Source organism: Alkalithermobacter thermoalcaliphilus JW-YL-7 = DSM 7308 (assembly GCA_001584565.1).
In the GTDB taxonomy this organism is placed as follows: domain Bacteria; phylum Bacillota; class Clostridia; order Peptostreptococcales; family Peptostreptococcaceae; genus Alkalithermobacter; species Alkalithermobacter thermoalcaliphilus.
On the sequence record LSFY01000001.1, the window covers coordinates 838,215 to 853,183 of the forward strand.

Here is a 14,969-nt window from a genome sequence, read left to right on the forward strand (position 1 = left end):
ATAATTTGAATAATATAGTATCTCCAACTTCAAATTTAGCAAATACAAACATGAAAGACAACACTTACTCTAGCAAAGAGTTAGATATAAAAGAAGAATTCGTTCAAATATATGAAAGTATAAAAGAACAATTAGAAAAATCAGTATTATTTGAAAAAAGTGATGAGAAAATGACAAAAGATACAGAAAAATTTTCAACTCCATATGAAGAATTGATTTATAGCATGTTTAAACAGTTTTTTAATCCACTTAGTTTAGATAACGATAATAAACATGATTTAAATGTTTCAGAAAATGAAAAATTTGACCAAATAGAACTTAGACAAATACTAGAAAAAATTGAAAAAAAGGAATATGTTCAACTAGATGATAACATTAAATTCTACAAGAAAACTGTTCAAATAAATGATGCCTTAAAGCTCGATTCAAACAGCATTGAGTTAGAACAAAATCAACAAGTTCATAAAATTCAAGATGAAAATCTTGAAAATAATAAATTAAATATTTTTTTAGATAAAAAAACACTCAAAGAGTCTAATTTTGAAGTTACTAAATACGATAACGATGAAATAGACCAAAACATAAGTTTAGCTGAAAGTCATAAAACTTTTACTTATACATCACATATTAAAAAAACGGATACTATAAATAGCACAAAAACCATAGAACATAAAAATTTAATCGATCAAATATCCAATAAAATAAAACTAAATATAAGCGATAATACCTCAAGTATAGAAATAAAATTAGAGCCAGAATCATTAGGAAAGCTAATTGTTAAGGTTGTTTTAGAAAAAGGTATATTAACAGCAAGGCTCATTACTCAAAATGAAGAAGTCAGATCTTTTATAGAGCTTAATATTGAAGAATTAAAAGATAGCCTAATAGACAAAGGAATAAATATTCAAAGCTTAAGCGTTTCTGTAGATAGTCAAAGAGAAGATTTTAATAGACATATGAACATATTAAAAGCAACTTCTTATAACAAGAGAATAAATAAAGAAAGAATACTTTCAGAAATAGAAGAAAAAACAGAAAAAAACCCTTATTTAGAGATAGATGACAACTTTAATTATTTAGGGTAGGAGGAGAAACTATGAATATTAATGTATCAGGAGTTTCGCAAAATTATTATCAGCAAGATGATAAAAGCAGAAAAAATAGTCTTGGGAAAAATGAATTTTTAAATTTACTAATTACTCAGTTAAAATATCAGGATCCACTAAGACCTATGGAAGATAAAGAATTTATAGCTCAGATGGCTCAATTTAGTAGTTTAGAACAAATTCAAAACTTAAGTTCTGTTATGGAAAAAGGTCAAAGAGAATTAATAAGTGAAATTAAATCTTTAGGAGAAATTTTCTCAACAAATAAAGATTATGAGCAAATAGTAAATGAAATAAGAAAGCTAAATAATGACCTAGCATATGACAATATGTATTTAACTAGCAAAATAGAAGAACTTATAGAGGAAATAAGATCATTAAAAGATGAGAGTTTGAAAGATAATGTAATAAGCTTATAAAAGGGGGAATTTTTTATGATGAGATCTATGTATTCAGCAATTTCAAGTTTAAGAGCACATCAGCTTAAAATGGATGTTATAGGAAATAATATAGCAAATGTTAATACCGTAGCTTACAAGGGTTCAAGAGTAACATTTAAAGAAACATTTAACCAAACTATAAAAGGTGCTGGAGCAGCTCAAGATGGTAGAGGGGGAACTAATCCTATGCAAGTAGGGTTAGGTACTGATGTCGCAGCTGTTGACATTATACATACTAGAGGAGCTAGTGAAAGAACAGATAGCCCTACTGATCTTATGATAAATGGCGAAGGTTTTTTTATAGTTTCTGATGATCCAAATTATTTAAATAGATATTATACAAGAGCAGGTAACTTTAGTATTGATGTTAATGGAAATTTAGTAACTCAAGATGGATATAAAGTATTAGGATATATGGCAGATGAAAGTGGTTATCTTAAAAGTAATATTGAAGCACTAAGAATAGATAAGTCTATAGTTTATCCACCTCAAGCTACAAAACCAACTCCTAATAATCCTGAAGAAGATGTAGTTATATTTTCAGGGAACTTAAATAGTCTAGCACAACCTACAGGAGATGTGGTAAATATAGGAAACAGTGGTTCGGTTTATAGAAAAGATCTAACTATATCAAAAGGTAAGGTTTTATATATTCCAGAAGATGAATATAAACAAAGTATAGGAAGAGAAACTACTATGGAAGTATTTGATGATTTTGGTAATGTTCATAGAATAAAATTAGTATTCATAAAAAAAGAAGTTTCAACTGATCCTCCAGAAACCACTTGGAATGTAGAGGCTTTTTATCTTCACCCAGATGGAAATATGTATAGAAATAAAGTACAATCTATAACATTAGGTACAGATGGAAATCCTGTTGAAAATGAGGGTGCTAATGGATTTATGTATGGGACTAAAGATGCAAGTGGGGCTTTACAAGCAGGTGGATTTGAAATAAAATTCGATGAAAAAGGTTTAGTTAAAGGCGACGGAAAAATGACTTTCAAAATAGGAAAAGAATTAACAGCTGGAGCTGATGAACTTGTATTTGATATAAATTTAAGCAATCTAACACAATTTGCTAGCACTTCAACTGCTGCAGCAACTTATATAAAAGGATACAAACAAGGATCGTTAACAGACTTTGCCATAGCTCCTAATGGAGAGATTATAGGAAATTTTGACAATGGACAAAGAAGGGTTTTAGGAAGAGTTGCACTAGCAAACTTTACAAACCCAGCAGGTCTTCAAAAAATGCAATCTAACATGTTTATAAGCACTAGAAACTCTGGGCTTGCAGTTATAGGATTTCCGTCAACAAATGGTTTTGCAGACCTTAACCCAGGAACTTTAGAAATGTCAAATGTAGACCTAGGAAGAGAGTTTACAAATATGATTACAACACAAAGAGGATTTCAGGCAAACTCTAGAGTTATAACAACAACAGATCAGATGTTAGAAGAATTAGTAAATCTTAAGAGATAATAAGGTGAAATTATGATAAAATTGACACGACTTAATAAAGATGAATTCGTTGTAAATTGTGATCTTATAGAAATAATAGAAAAAACTCCCGACACGGTTATAACATTGACTACCGGAAAAAAGTATGTAGTAAAAGAGGATATAGACACAATAATAAAAAAAGTAAAAGAATTTAAAAAAGACATAAATATAAAGATTATAAGCAAATGAAAAGAGGTGTAGTAATTGGACTTAGGAACACTCATAGGAATAGCCTCTGGATTTATATTAATCGCTATAGGAATATTAAGTAATGGTAGCATACTAACATTTTTAGATCCTGCATCTATGATGATAGTTATGGGAGGGACAATAGCAGCAACTTTTGTTGCTTATCCTCTCCCAAAAGTATTAGAATCTGGTAAAATAGTAAAAAAAGCATTCCAAACTAGAAAAGGTCAATCATCAGATATAATACAGAGCATAATAGACCTTGCAAATAAAGCTAGAAAAGAAGGATTATTGGCCCTTGAAGAATTAGCAAATGAAATGGAAGATGAATTTATGAAAAAAGGGATAGTTCTTATAGTTGATGGAACTGATCCAGAATTAGTTAGAAATTTATTAGAAACAGAATTGTCATTCATAGAAGAAAGACATAAAGTAGGACAAGGCTTATTCGAAACAATGGGATCTTTTGCACCTGCATTTGGTATGGTTGGAACCTTAATAGGTCTTATAAATATGTTAAGAAAATTAGATGACCCATCAACCATAGGGCCAGCTATGGCGGTGGCACTGATTACGACGTTTTACGGATCTTTATTAGCAAATTTAATATTCTTACCGATAGCTAATAAATTAAAAGTTAAAAGTAGAGATGAACTTTTAGAAAAAGAAATAATTGTTGAAGGTCTTCTTTCGATTCAAGCAGGAGAAAATCCTAGAATAATTGAAGAAAAATTAAAGGCATTCTTATCTCCTGCTATGAGAAAATCTCCTGAAGGGAGAGTAGAAGAAAATGCGTAGAAAAAAAAAACAAGAAGACATTAAAAAAGGTGCTCCAGAATGGATGAACACATATGGGGACATGGTTACGTTGCTTTTATGTTTCTTTGTTTTATTATTTTCCTATTCGACTATAGATGCGCAAAAGTTTGAGGCTATAATAATGTCATTTCAAGGATCGCTAGGGCTATTAGATGGCGGAAAAACTATAGATAGTGAAAATTATATAAAAGATGGATCTTTAAAAGATAAAAATACAAAACAAACAAGAGAAATAGAAGATTTCAAGAAGTTAGAACATGAAATTAGACAATATTTAGATGAAAATGGACTAGCGGATGATGTTTCAGTTATAAATGGAAATTCAGGAATTCTTCTAAGGTTTAAGGATAATGTCTTGTTTGATTCAGGAAAGGCAGATTTAAAAGATAAGTCAAAAGAAACACTAACTTATATCTCAAGACTTTTGAATAAAGAAGAATTTAGAGAAAAATTCATAAGAATTGAGGGGCATACAGATAATGTACCTATAAGAAACTCAAAATATCCTTCAAATTGGGAATTATCAGTTTCAAGATCTAGTAATGTAGTAAGGTTTTTGATAGAAGAAACAGGAATTAATCCTAGGAGAATATCTGCTTCTGGGTATAGTGAATATCATCCTGTAGCTCCTAACGACTCACCAGAGAACAAGGCTAAAAACAGAAGAGTTGACATATTAATACTAAGATCTGAAGTGATTAAAGATATAGATTAGGGGGAAGGCAATGAATACAAAAAAAGTAGTAATATTTTCTATAGTAGCATTCATATTATCTCTTGGGACATTAGGTGCTGTTTTATATTTTACTGTTTTCAATAATCATCAAAACACAGAAAAGAATATAAAAACATATATATATGATGCAGGAGAGTTTTCCACAAATATAGGAAATAATAATAATTACTTTAAAGGAAATATAACTATTGAAACTACTGATAAAAATCTTCCGAAAAAATTAGCAGAAAGCAATATTTTGTTAAGAGATTTAGTTTTGAGAACAATAATTTCACAAGATCCTAGCGAAATGGTTAAAACAGAGGGCGTAGAGAAATTTAAAATGCAACTTATAAAAGAATTATCTAGATTAATGAATACGGAATCTATAACTAATATATATTTTACAAATTATATAGTGCAGTAAAGGTAGGTGGCGTGATTGTCTGAAATATTATCTCAAGAAGAAATAGATGCTCTGCTGCAGGCTTTAAATACAGGAGAAGTAAGCGTAAAAGAGATTGAGCAAGAAACTAAGGAAAAGAAAGTCAAAAAGTATGACTTTAAAAGTCCGAAAAAGCTTGCTAACGACCAATTGCGCACACTTAATATGATTCATGAAAATTTTGCTAGAGCTTTAAATACATTTTTATCTGGATATCTAAGAACAAAAACTCAAATTGAAGTATTATCTGTAGAGGAAATTTCTTATTACGAGTTTAGTAATTCTATATCAAATCCTGCATTATTAGCTATAATTGATTTTAATCCATTGCCAGGCCAAATTATTTTTGAAATTTCAAGCCAACTTTCATTTTCTATAATAGATAGAATTCTTGGAGGAATTGGAAGTTATACAGGTGAAATTAGAGCGTTTACAGAAATCGAAATAACTTTACTAAACAAAATTATAAGACAAATAGTAAAATATTTTATAGATCCATGGGAAAATGTAATAGAGCTAACCCCTACTGTAGATAAAATAGAGACAAATTCACAGTTTGCACAGATAGCATCGTATAATGAAACAGTAGCATTAATAACATTTAGAGCTACTATTGGAGAAACAGAAGGGTTAATAAATATCTGTATTCCTCACATAGTGTTAGAACCTGTACTGCCAAAGCTAAGTACAAAATATTGGTTTTCAACCATCAGCAAAAAATCTACTGATGAAGAAAAAAATATCATAGAAAAAAGAGTAAAAAAAGCTACATTAAACATAAAATGTATCGTTGGAGAAGCAAATATAACGCTTGAAGATTTTATAAATCTTCAAGAAGGAGATGTTATAACGTTAGACAAAACGATTCATGATGAGATAGAAATAGCAGTTGAGGATAGAGTTAAATACTTAGGTAAACCAGGAACTATAAAAAATAAATTATCAGTAAAGATTACAAAAGTAATTGAAAAGGATGATGATGAGTATGATGAATGATTTCTTGTCGCAAGAAGAAATAGATGCTCTTTTAAAAGGCACTATGAACATGAGTTCTTCTGATGATGATATTCTTAGCGATATTGAAAAAGATGCACTAGGAGAAATCGGCAATATAAGTATGGGTACAGCGGCGACAACCTTATCTACACTTTTATATCAAAGAGTTAATATAACTACACCTAAAGTAGATATTGTTACTATAGATGATATGGCTAAGCAATATTCACTTCCGTTTGTTGCTGTACAAGTTAATTATAAGGAAGGATTAACAGGAACAAACCTACTCATATTAAAAGAAGAAGATGTAAAGATAATAACATCTTTAATGATGGGCGGAGATGGAGTTACAAATTTACCTTCAGAACTTGATGATATACATTTAAGTGCGATAAGTGAAGCTATGAATCAAATGGTAGGTTCATCTTCAACCTCCATATCTGAGATGATATCTAAAAAAATAGATATATCTCCTCCAAATGTGTTTAAATATAATTTAGGAGATGAAAATATAGAACTAGAATATATAAAAAGAAATGAAAAAATTGTTAGAGTATCTTTTGAAATGAAAATAGGTAATTTGATAGATAGTAATATAATGCAGCTTCTGCCTATTGACTTTGCTAAAAATTTAGTTAATAATATGTTGTATGGAGAATCTTCTACTTCTGTGTCAAATTTAGTAGAAGAAAATAATCAATATAATAATTTAAGTAGCTCTTTAAGTGAAGATATAAGCATAGATTTAGATAAGTCTTTTGAAGCAAAACAACAAAAACCTCAAAGTAATATAAATGTTCAACCTGTAAAGTTTGAAAGTTTTGATACGCCAAGTACGCAATCTTCAAGTATACCAGAGAATATTTCTTTAATAAAAGATGTTTTTCTAAAAGTTACAGTTGAGTTAGGAAGAACTAAAAAATCTATAGATGAAATACTACAGTTTGCTCCTGGAACAGTTATAGAACTTGACAAATTAGTTGGAGAACCATTAGATATATTGGTCAATGGAAAGAAAATTGCAAAGGGAGAAGTTGTAGTTATAGATGAAAACTATGGAATAAGAATAACTGATATTATAAAACCAGAAAAAAGATTAAGATCTATATAATAATTTTGAAATAAAGAGGAGGAATTATAAAAATGTCAAAGGGAATACTACTAGTTGATGATGCTGCTTTTATGAGAATGATGATCAAGGACATTTTAACTAAAAATGGCTATGAGGTAGTTGGAGAAGCAGAAAATGGTCTTAAAGCTGTAGAAAAGTACAAGGAATTAAGACCAGCTTTAACAATGATGGATATAACTATGCCAGAAATGGATGGTATTCAAGCTGTTAAAGAAATAAAAAAAATAGATCCAAATGCAAATATAATTATGTGCTCAGCAATGGGGCAACAAGCAATGGTAATAGAAGCTATACAATCTGGAGCTAAAGACTTTATTGTGAAGCCATTCCAAGCTGATAGAGTTTTAGAAGCAGTAAAAAAAGTGTTAGGATAGGTATTTATGAATACTTTATATATTATTTTTAGAATAATATCTTACTTATGTATTTTTATTTTAGTGATTTATTTTATCAATTTAACATCAAAATATTTGATAAAAAAGAATAATGATATAATGAAAAACAAAAAAATAAAAATAGTAGAAAGATTTTATTTAGGCAAAGACAAAGAGATAATATTAGTAAATTATAAAAAATATGAATACATAATAGGAGTATCTCAAAACTGCTTTTCTACTATAGATAGATTAATTATCGAGGATGATACTAATGAAAAAAGCTAAAATAGGAATATTTTTAGCTATAGTACTTACATTTATAAGTACGAGCCTGTCTTTTGGACAGCAAGTACCTAATATATCGCTGCAAATAAGCGGTACAAACGACCCTAAAAATTTAAGTAGTACAATAGAGATAATACTTTTACTTACTGTACTTTCTTTATTACCAACTATAATAATAATGATGACATCATTTACAAGAGTAATTATAGTATTATCTTTTTTAAGAAATGCTTTAGCAACTCAACAAAATCCACCAACTCAAGTTTTAATAGGGCTAGCTATATTCTTAACTTTTTTCATAATGGCGCCTGTTGGTAGTGAAATTTATGAAAACTCTTTAAAGCCTTATTTTGATGAAAAAATAACTCAAGAAGAAGCATTTGATACTGCTATGATACCGCTTAGAAATTTTATGTTTAAACAAACAAGAGAAAGTGATATATCTTTATTTTTAGAATTGAGCAAAACAGAAACAAAGCCTCAAAGTTTAGAAGATATCCCTAATAGAGTATTAATACCTGCATTTTTAATAAGTGAACTTAAAACAGGTTTTCAGATAGGGTTTATATTATTTATTCCTTTTATCATAATAGATATGGTAGTAGCTAGTACTTTAATGTCAATGGGAATGATTATGTTGCCTCCAGCAATGATATCATTGCCATTTAAAATCCTACTTTTTATACTAATAGATGGCTGGAATTTAATAGTTAGATCTATAGTCGTAGGATTTAAGTAAAGGAAGTGAAAAAATGGATGTAAATTCTGTTGTACATCTAGGGCAACAGGCTCTAACTATGATACTTTTGCTATCAGCACCAGTATTAATTTTAAGTCTTATAGTTGGGCTTTTAGTAAGTATATTTCAAGCTACTACTCAAATACAAGAAGCTACGCTTGCATTTGTTCCTAAGATAATAGTAGTGTTTTTATCTCTTGTAATATTTGGACATTGGATGATATCAACAGCAACAAATTTTACTAAAAATCTATTCTTAAATATAGATAAATTTATTAAATAGGATGATATAAATGAGTAAGGTACTTGTTGATATACTAAGCTATTTGAATTTATATATGCTAATTTTTGCGCGATGCATAGGATTATTTGTAGTCTCCCCTATATTCGGAAGGAATAACCTTCCGAATATTTTTAAATTAGGATTTTGTTTAATAGTTTCATATATCATATTGCCATATGTTAATATGGGGAATGTTTCGGAATATTCTTTTTTCAATATAATGTTCCTAGGTATAAAAGAAATATTAATAGGTTTTGTTATAGGATTTATAGCATATATGATATTTTCAATATTTTACATAGCAGGAGCTTTTTTAGATTTAGATTTAGGATTTAGCATGGCAAATGTTATAGATCCTCAGTATGGTTCTCAGGTTCCTATCACAGGAAATTTTATATATACAATATTAACAGTAGTGTTTATGTTACTAAATGGACATCATTATTTAATAAAAGCTCTGGTAGATAGCTTTTATATTTTTCCTGTAAATAGCTTAATAAATATAAACAATAATTTATTTGTATTTATTGTACAATTGCTGGATTATATGTTTGTATCAGCTATTAAGATTTCTATAATTGTTATGATATCTATATTTTTAGTTAATTTAATATTGGGAATACTTGCAAGAACTATGCCACAAATGAATGTATTTATAGTAGGGATGCCTTTAAAGATAGTTATAGGATTATCTATAATGTCTGTTTCATTTCCATACATGGTAGCTATGGGAGATAGGATATTTACAAATATGTATGAATTTATTTATAAAATTATAAGAATACTTTAGGGATGATTTTATGAATATAAAAATAAATCTACAACTTTTCTCAGAAGAGAAAACAGAAAAAGCAACACCACGAAAAAGACAAGAGGCTAGGAAAAAAGGACAAGTTCTTCAAAGTAGGGAAGTAACAACATCGTTTACTTTACTTTTATCTCTTGTAGGGCTTAAGTTGTTTGGAAAATATGTATTTGTTTCTATATATGAAAGTTTAATATTTTTTCAAAAAAATTTTATGTATTCTAATTTCGATACAGCTCAAGGATATAGGATAGGAGTATATATACTATATTATATTTTAAAAGGAGTTTTTATAATAATTTTTATAAATTTTATAGGATCATTTTTAGGTGCATATATTCAAGTTGGAAACTTATTCACAACTGAAAATCTAAAATTTAAATTTAACAGATTAAATCCTATTGAAGGTTTCAAAAGGCTATTTTCTATAAGATCTTTAGTTGAATTTTTAAAATCTTTTCTAAAATTAGTTGTACTAGGATTTGTTTCGTATATTTATTTAAAAAGGAACCTAAATATAATATTAAATCAAATAAATCTTAATAAGTTTCAATTTTCATATACCTTGTATAGTCTATCAATAAATCTTGGTATTATACTAGCATGCATATTAATATTGATGTCTTTTTTTGATTATCTATATCAGTGGTATGAATATGAAAAAAACTTAAAAATGTCTAAAAAAGAAATAAAAGAAGAATTCAAACAAACAGAGGGAGATCCTCAGATAAAATCTAAGATTAAGCAAAAACAAAGACAGATGGCTATGAGCAGAATGATGCAAGATGTTCCAAAGGCGGATGTTATAATAACAAATCCTACTCATTATGCAGTAGCTATAAGGTATGACGAAACTATGTATGATGCTCCTTATGTTGTAGCTAAAGGAAAAAACTTAGTAGCTTTAAAAATCAAGGAAATAGCTAAAGAAAACGAAATAGTTGTAATAGAAAATAAACCTTTAGCAAGAGAACTATATAATAGTATTGATATAGGTGATTTGATACCTCCACAACTTTACGAAACTATTGCAGAAATACTCGCTTATGTATACTCTTTGAAAAGAAATAAATAGGAGGAAATGATGAGATCACGAGATATTGTAGTTACACTTGGAATAATAGGTATTATTTTGATGATAATTATACCTGTTCCTCTTTTTATGTTAGATTTATTATTAAGCCTTAATATATCTATTTCTCTTTTAATACTGTTGATTTCTATATATACTAAAGAGGCTTTAGAATTTTCAGTGTTTCCTTCTTTATTATTAGTAACAACTTTGTTTAGATTAGCTTTAAATATAACAACTACTAGATATATATTAAGTCAAGGAAGTGCTGGAGATGTTATTGAAGCGTTTGGAAATTTCGTAATGGGAGGAAACGCATTAGTTGGATTTATAGTGTTTATAATTATAGTAATTATTCAGTTTATGGTTATTACTAAAGGTGCAGAGAGAGTTTCAGAAGTAGGAGCAAGATTTACGCTTGATGCTATGCCAGGTAAGCAAATGGCTATAGATGCTGACTTAAATTCTGGAATAATAGATGAAAAAGAAGCTAGAGAAAGAAGAAAAAAAATACAGATGGAAGCAGATTTTTATGGGGCTATGGATGGAGCTTCTAAGTTTGTAAAGGGAGATGCTATCGCAGGTATAATAATTGCACTTATAAATATAGCAGCAGGATTAGTAGTTGGAATGGTATTTCAAGGAATGCCACTTCAAGAAGCTATATCAAGATATACATTGCTTACAGTAGGTGATGGTCTAGTATCACAAATTCCTGCTTTGTTAATTTCTACAGGAACAGGTATTGTAGTAACAAGAGCTGCTTCTGAATCTAATTTAAGTAGCGATGTAATAAAGCAATTATTTAATCAGCCAAAAACAATGTTTATAGTATCGGGAGTTTTATTTTTTCTAGGTTTAACTCCACTTCCATTCATTCCATATTTTATGCTGTCTATAATATTCGCTGTATTAGGCTATAACATGATTAGTGCATCTAAAAAAGATATTTCTGAACAAGAAAAAGAAGCACAAGAAAAAGAAGTGGATATTGAGGAAATCAGAAAGCCTGAGAATGTTTTACCACTTTTGCAGGTTGATCCTATCGAATTAGAATTTGGATATGGGATAATTCCTCTTGCAGATAAGGCTCAAGGAGGAGACTTGTTTGACAGGCTTGTAATGATTAGAAGACAATGTGCTCTTGAAATGGGGATAATTGTTCCTATGATAAGATTAAGAGACAATATTCAGCTTGATGCAAATGAATATATAATAAAGATAAAGGGTATAGAAATAGCAAGAGGAGAAATATTATTTGATCATTACTTAGCAATGAATCCTGGAAATGCAGAAGGAGAAATTAGCGGAATTGATACTATAGAACCAGCTTTTGGATTACCTGCAAAATGGATAGATGATAAAGAAAGAGAAAAAGCTGAAATATTAGGATATACTGTAGTAGACCCTCCATCGATAATATCAACCCATTTAACAGAAATAATAAAGAGATTTTCACATGAACTTTTAGGAAGACAAGAAGTTAAGATGCTAGTTGATAACTTAAAAGAAAATTATCCGGCATTAGTAGAAGAAGTTATACCTAATTTATTATCTTTAGGAGAACTTCAAAAGGTATTATGTAATTTACTCAAAGAAGGAGTACCTATAAGGAATTTACCTACAATAATAGAGACACTAGCAGACTATGCAGCTTTAACTAAAGATACTGACATGTTAACAGAATATGTAAGACAAGCTTTATTTAGAACAATAACTAAAGTATTTATACCGACACAAGAAGCTAAAGTTATAACTTTAGATCAAGGACTTGAACAGACAATTGTAGATTCTTTACAAAATACTGAAACAGGAACATATCTAGCATTAGATCCACATATATCTCAAACACTAGCAAATGAGATATTAAAGCAGGTTGAAAAGCTTGTTTCAATAGGACATCAACCAATAATTCTTACATCTCCTGTTGTAAGAATATATTTAAAAAGATTTATAGATCAAATAAGCGAAGATATAGTTGTTTTGTCGTATAATGAAATAGACCCTAAAGTTAAAATACAATCTGCAGGGATGGTGAGCGTTTAATAATGCAAATAAAAAAATTTTACGGCGATAATATACAAGAAGTAATGAATACTATAAAAAAAGAGTTAGGAGACAAAGCAGTAATACTTCACACAAAAAAAGTAAAAAAAGGTAAATTATTTGGAATTATTAAAAAAGAACAGATAGAAGTATTAGCTGCTTTAGAAAACGAAACTTCAAATGATTATGCTATAAAACCTAAGGCAAATATACAAATAGAGGAACATTATGAGCCAAAACAACATTTTGCGAAAGATGATATAACGAGTCTAAAAAAAGAAATAAATGAATTAAAATCATACCTTAGAACAATAAGTAACAAAGTGACTATAAATTTTGATGATGAAACAAATATAAAAGAAGAACTAAAAGATGTATATAACAAATTAAGATCTAAAGGAGTATCGTCTCACTTTATAGAAAGCATGTTATCAGAAATAGACATATCAGATAATAAAAACACTAGCTTAGAATCTAAAATTGAGAAGTATGTGATAAATAAATTTAGTTCATATACACACAAATTTCAAAATAAAATAAATATTTTTATAGGACCTACTGGAGTAGGGAAAACTACTACATTAGCAAAGCTTGCTTCAGAGTCAGTATTAATTAATGATAAAAAAATAGCTTTTTTAACACTTGATACATATAGAATTGGAGCTGTAGATCAATTAAAAGTCTACGCTGAAATACTAAATTGTCCAATAGAGGTTGTATATGATATACAGGATATAAAAGTATCTTTAGAAAGACTCAAAAATAGAGACTTGATATTCGTAGATACAGCAGGAAGAAGCCATAAAAATAAAAGGCAAATGCAAGAATTAAAAGACATGTTAAATGAAATTAACAATAAAGATATATATCTAGTTATAAACGCTAATTGGAATATAGACGATATAAAAGATATAATAAAAGAGTATTCGTTTGTTGAAGATTATAAAATAATTGTTACAAAGCTTGATGAAACATCTAGATTTGGGATTATTTTAGATATTTTATCTGTAACAAACAAATCTATAGCTTATACAACATTTGGTCAAAATGTTCCTGATGATATAGAACACTTTGACATATCAAAATATATTAATGAATTATTGAAAGGGTAGTGCTTATGGATCAAGCTTCAAAACTTAGAAGTGCTATAATAAAAAAGAATTCATATAAAGCTGAACAACTCCGAAGTGATATACAAGATAAAGAGCCAAGAGTTATATGTGTAAGTAGTGGTAAAGGAGGAGTAGGTAAATCTAATTTTACTTTGAACTTAGCTTTATCATTAAGAAAAAAAGGTCATAAAGTTACAATAATAGATGCAGATTTAGGATTAGCTAATATAGAAATTCTATTAGGAATAACTCCTAAATTAGGACTTTTAGATCTAACTAAAAATAATATAAATATAGAAGATGTAATAGTAGATGGTCCATTAGGAATACAAATTATTTCGGGTGGAGCCGGAATAAGTGAAGTAGTGGATTTACCATTAAATGAGTTAAATAAGATATTAAATAGTATATATCTGTTGAAAGAAAAAACCGATTTTATACTAATAGATACAGGAGCTGGAATATCAAAATCCGTTATGTCATTCTTATCAGCATCTGATGAAGTGATAGTAGTTATAACTCCTGAACCAACAGCAGTAACAGATGGATATGCTCTTATAAAAGTTGCTATAAGAGAAGATAGCAATAAAAAGATAAATTTAGTTGTAAACAAATGTGAAGATGAAAATGAAGCATTGTTTGCGTATGAGAAAATAAAAATAGCTAGCAAAAAATTTCTAAATTTTGATGTAGGTTACCTTGGGTATATATGTAATGATAAAAACGTACAAATGTCAGTTAAAAGCCAAATCCCTTTTTATATAAATGCTCCAAATAGCACAGCAACTAACAACATAGATGAAATAAGTAATAAAATTTTGGGAACTGAAAAAAGTGAAGGAATTTTTAATTCTTTTATAAAGAAACTATCTAACTTTTTTTTAAGTGGTAGGGGGTAATTT

General features: G+C 28.7%; 18 protein-coding genes. All 18 read left to right on the forward strand.

Going from position 1 to position 14,969, the window contains the following annotated elements; all coding sequences use genetic code 11:
* Positions 1-5 precede the first annotated feature (5 nt).
* Genes JWYL7_RS04425 through JWYL7_RS04510 form a run of 18 tightly spaced genes read left to right on the forward strand, consistent with a single transcriptional unit; the run spans position 6 to position 14,966 of the window.
* Positions 6-1,085, forward strand: a complete 1,080-nt coding sequence (locus JWYL7_RS04425) for a flagellar hook-length control protein FliK (protein WP_066069510.1) — start codon at positions 6-8, stop codon at positions 1,083-1,085.
* Positions 1,086-1,096: 11 nt separating this feature from the next.
* Positions 1,097-1,525, forward strand: a complete 429-nt coding sequence (locus JWYL7_RS10775) for a flagellar hook capping FlgD N-terminal domain-containing protein (RefSeq protein ID WP_149683706.1) — start codon at positions 1,097-1,099, stop codon at positions 1,523-1,525.
* Between the two features lie 15 nt (positions 1,526-1,540).
* Positions 1,541-3,031, forward strand: a complete 1,491-nt coding sequence (locus JWYL7_RS04435) for a flagellar hook protein FlgE (RefSeq protein WP_066069515.1) — start codon at positions 1,541-1,543, stop codon at positions 3,029-3,031.
* A gap of 12 nt (positions 3,032-3,043) precedes the next feature.
* Positions 3,044-3,241 (forward strand): flagellar FlbD family protein, encoded by a 198-nt coding sequence (locus JWYL7_RS04440; RefSeq protein WP_066069519.1) that lies wholly within the window; start codon positions 3,044-3,046, stop codon positions 3,239-3,241.
* A 15-nt stretch (positions 3,242-3,256) separates the two neighbouring features.
* On the forward strand, positions 3,257-4,039 hold the full coding sequence (locus tag JWYL7_RS04445) for a flagellar motor protein (protein WP_066069522.1): 783 nt from the start codon (positions 3,257-3,259) through the stop codon (positions 4,037-4,039).
* On the forward strand, positions 4,032-4,775 hold the full coding sequence (locus JWYL7_RS04450; protein WP_066069525.1) for an OmpA family protein: 744 nt from the start codon (positions 4,032-4,034) through the stop codon (positions 4,773-4,775). Before JWYL7_RS04445 ends, JWYL7_RS04450 begins: the two co-directional genes overlap by 8 nt.
* A gap of 10 nt (positions 4,776-4,785) precedes the next feature.
* Positions 4,786-5,202, forward strand: coding sequence for a flagellar basal body-associated FliL family protein (locus tag JWYL7_RS04455; protein ID WP_066069528.1), 417 nt, complete (start codon positions 4,786-4,788; stop codon positions 5,200-5,202).
* A 15-nt stretch (positions 5,203-5,217) separates the two neighbouring features.
* Positions 5,218-6,216 carry a flagellar motor switch protein FliM gene (fliM, locus tag JWYL7_RS04460; protein WP_066069531.1) on the forward strand — a complete coding sequence of 333 codons (999 nt, stop codon included), beginning with the start codon at positions 5,218-5,220 and terminating at the stop codon, positions 6,214-6,216.
* Complete coding sequence (fliY, locus tag JWYL7_RS04465; RefSeq protein ID WP_066072353.1) at positions 6,209-7,327, forward strand: flagellar motor switch phosphatase FliY; 1,119 nt, start codon at positions 6,209-6,211, stop codon at positions 7,325-7,327. Before fliM ends, fliY begins: the two co-directional genes overlap by 8 nt.
* Before the next feature lie 32 nt (positions 7,328-7,359).
* Complete coding sequence (locus tag JWYL7_RS04470) at positions 7,360-7,722, forward strand: response regulator (RefSeq protein WP_066069536.1); 363 nt, start codon at positions 7,360-7,362, stop codon at positions 7,720-7,722.
* A 6-nt stretch (positions 7,723-7,728) separates the two neighbouring features.
* The gene (locus JWYL7_RS04475; RefSeq protein ID WP_066069539.1) at positions 7,729-8,010 is read left to right on the forward strand and encodes a flagellar biosynthetic protein FliO; all 282 of its coding nucleotides are present in this window, start codon (positions 7,729-7,731) and stop codon (positions 8,008-8,010) included.
* A complete protein-coding gene (fliP, locus tag JWYL7_RS04480; RefSeq protein WP_083528276.1) occupies positions 7,997-8,749 on the forward strand; it encodes a flagellar type III secretion system pore protein FliP in 753 nt (250 codons plus the stop codon). The genes JWYL7_RS04475 and fliP overlap by 14 nt, the downstream gene beginning before the upstream one ends.
* Positions 8,750-8,762: 13 nt before the next feature.
* The gene (fliQ, locus tag JWYL7_RS04485; protein ID WP_066069545.1) at positions 8,763-9,032 is read left to right on the forward strand and encodes a flagellar biosynthesis protein FliQ; all 270 of its coding nucleotides are present in this window, start codon (positions 8,763-8,765) and stop codon (positions 9,030-9,032) included.
* 55 nt (positions 9,033-9,087) lie between these two features.
* Positions 9,088-9,822, forward strand: a complete 735-nt coding sequence (gene fliR, locus JWYL7_RS04490; protein WP_331722137.1) for a flagellar biosynthetic protein FliR — start codon at positions 9,088-9,090, stop codon at positions 9,820-9,822.
* 10 nt (positions 9,823-9,832) lie between these two features.
* Entirely contained in the window at positions 9,833-10,912 is a 1,080-nt protein-coding gene (flhB, locus tag JWYL7_RS04495; RefSeq protein ID WP_066069550.1) for a flagellar biosynthesis protein FlhB, read from the forward strand.
* A gap of 9 nt (positions 10,913-10,921) precedes the next feature.
* On the forward strand, positions 10,922-12,955 hold the full coding sequence (flhA, locus tag JWYL7_RS04500; protein WP_066069553.1) for a flagellar biosynthesis protein FlhA: 2,034 nt from the start codon (positions 10,922-10,924) through the stop codon (positions 12,953-12,955).
* 2 nt (positions 12,956-12,957) lie between these two features.
* On the forward strand, positions 12,958-14,067 hold the full coding sequence (gene flhF / locus JWYL7_RS04505) for a flagellar biosynthesis GTPase FlhF (RefSeq protein WP_066069555.1): 1,110 nt from the start codon (positions 12,958-12,960) through the stop codon (positions 14,065-14,067).
* Between the two features lie 5 nt (positions 14,068-14,072).
* Positions 14,073-14,966 carry a MinD/ParA family protein gene (locus tag JWYL7_RS04510; RefSeq protein WP_066069557.1) on the forward strand — a complete coding sequence of 298 codons (894 nt, stop codon included), beginning with the start codon at positions 14,073-14,075 and terminating at the stop codon, positions 14,964-14,966.
* Positions 14,967-14,969: the final 3 nt, after the last annotated feature.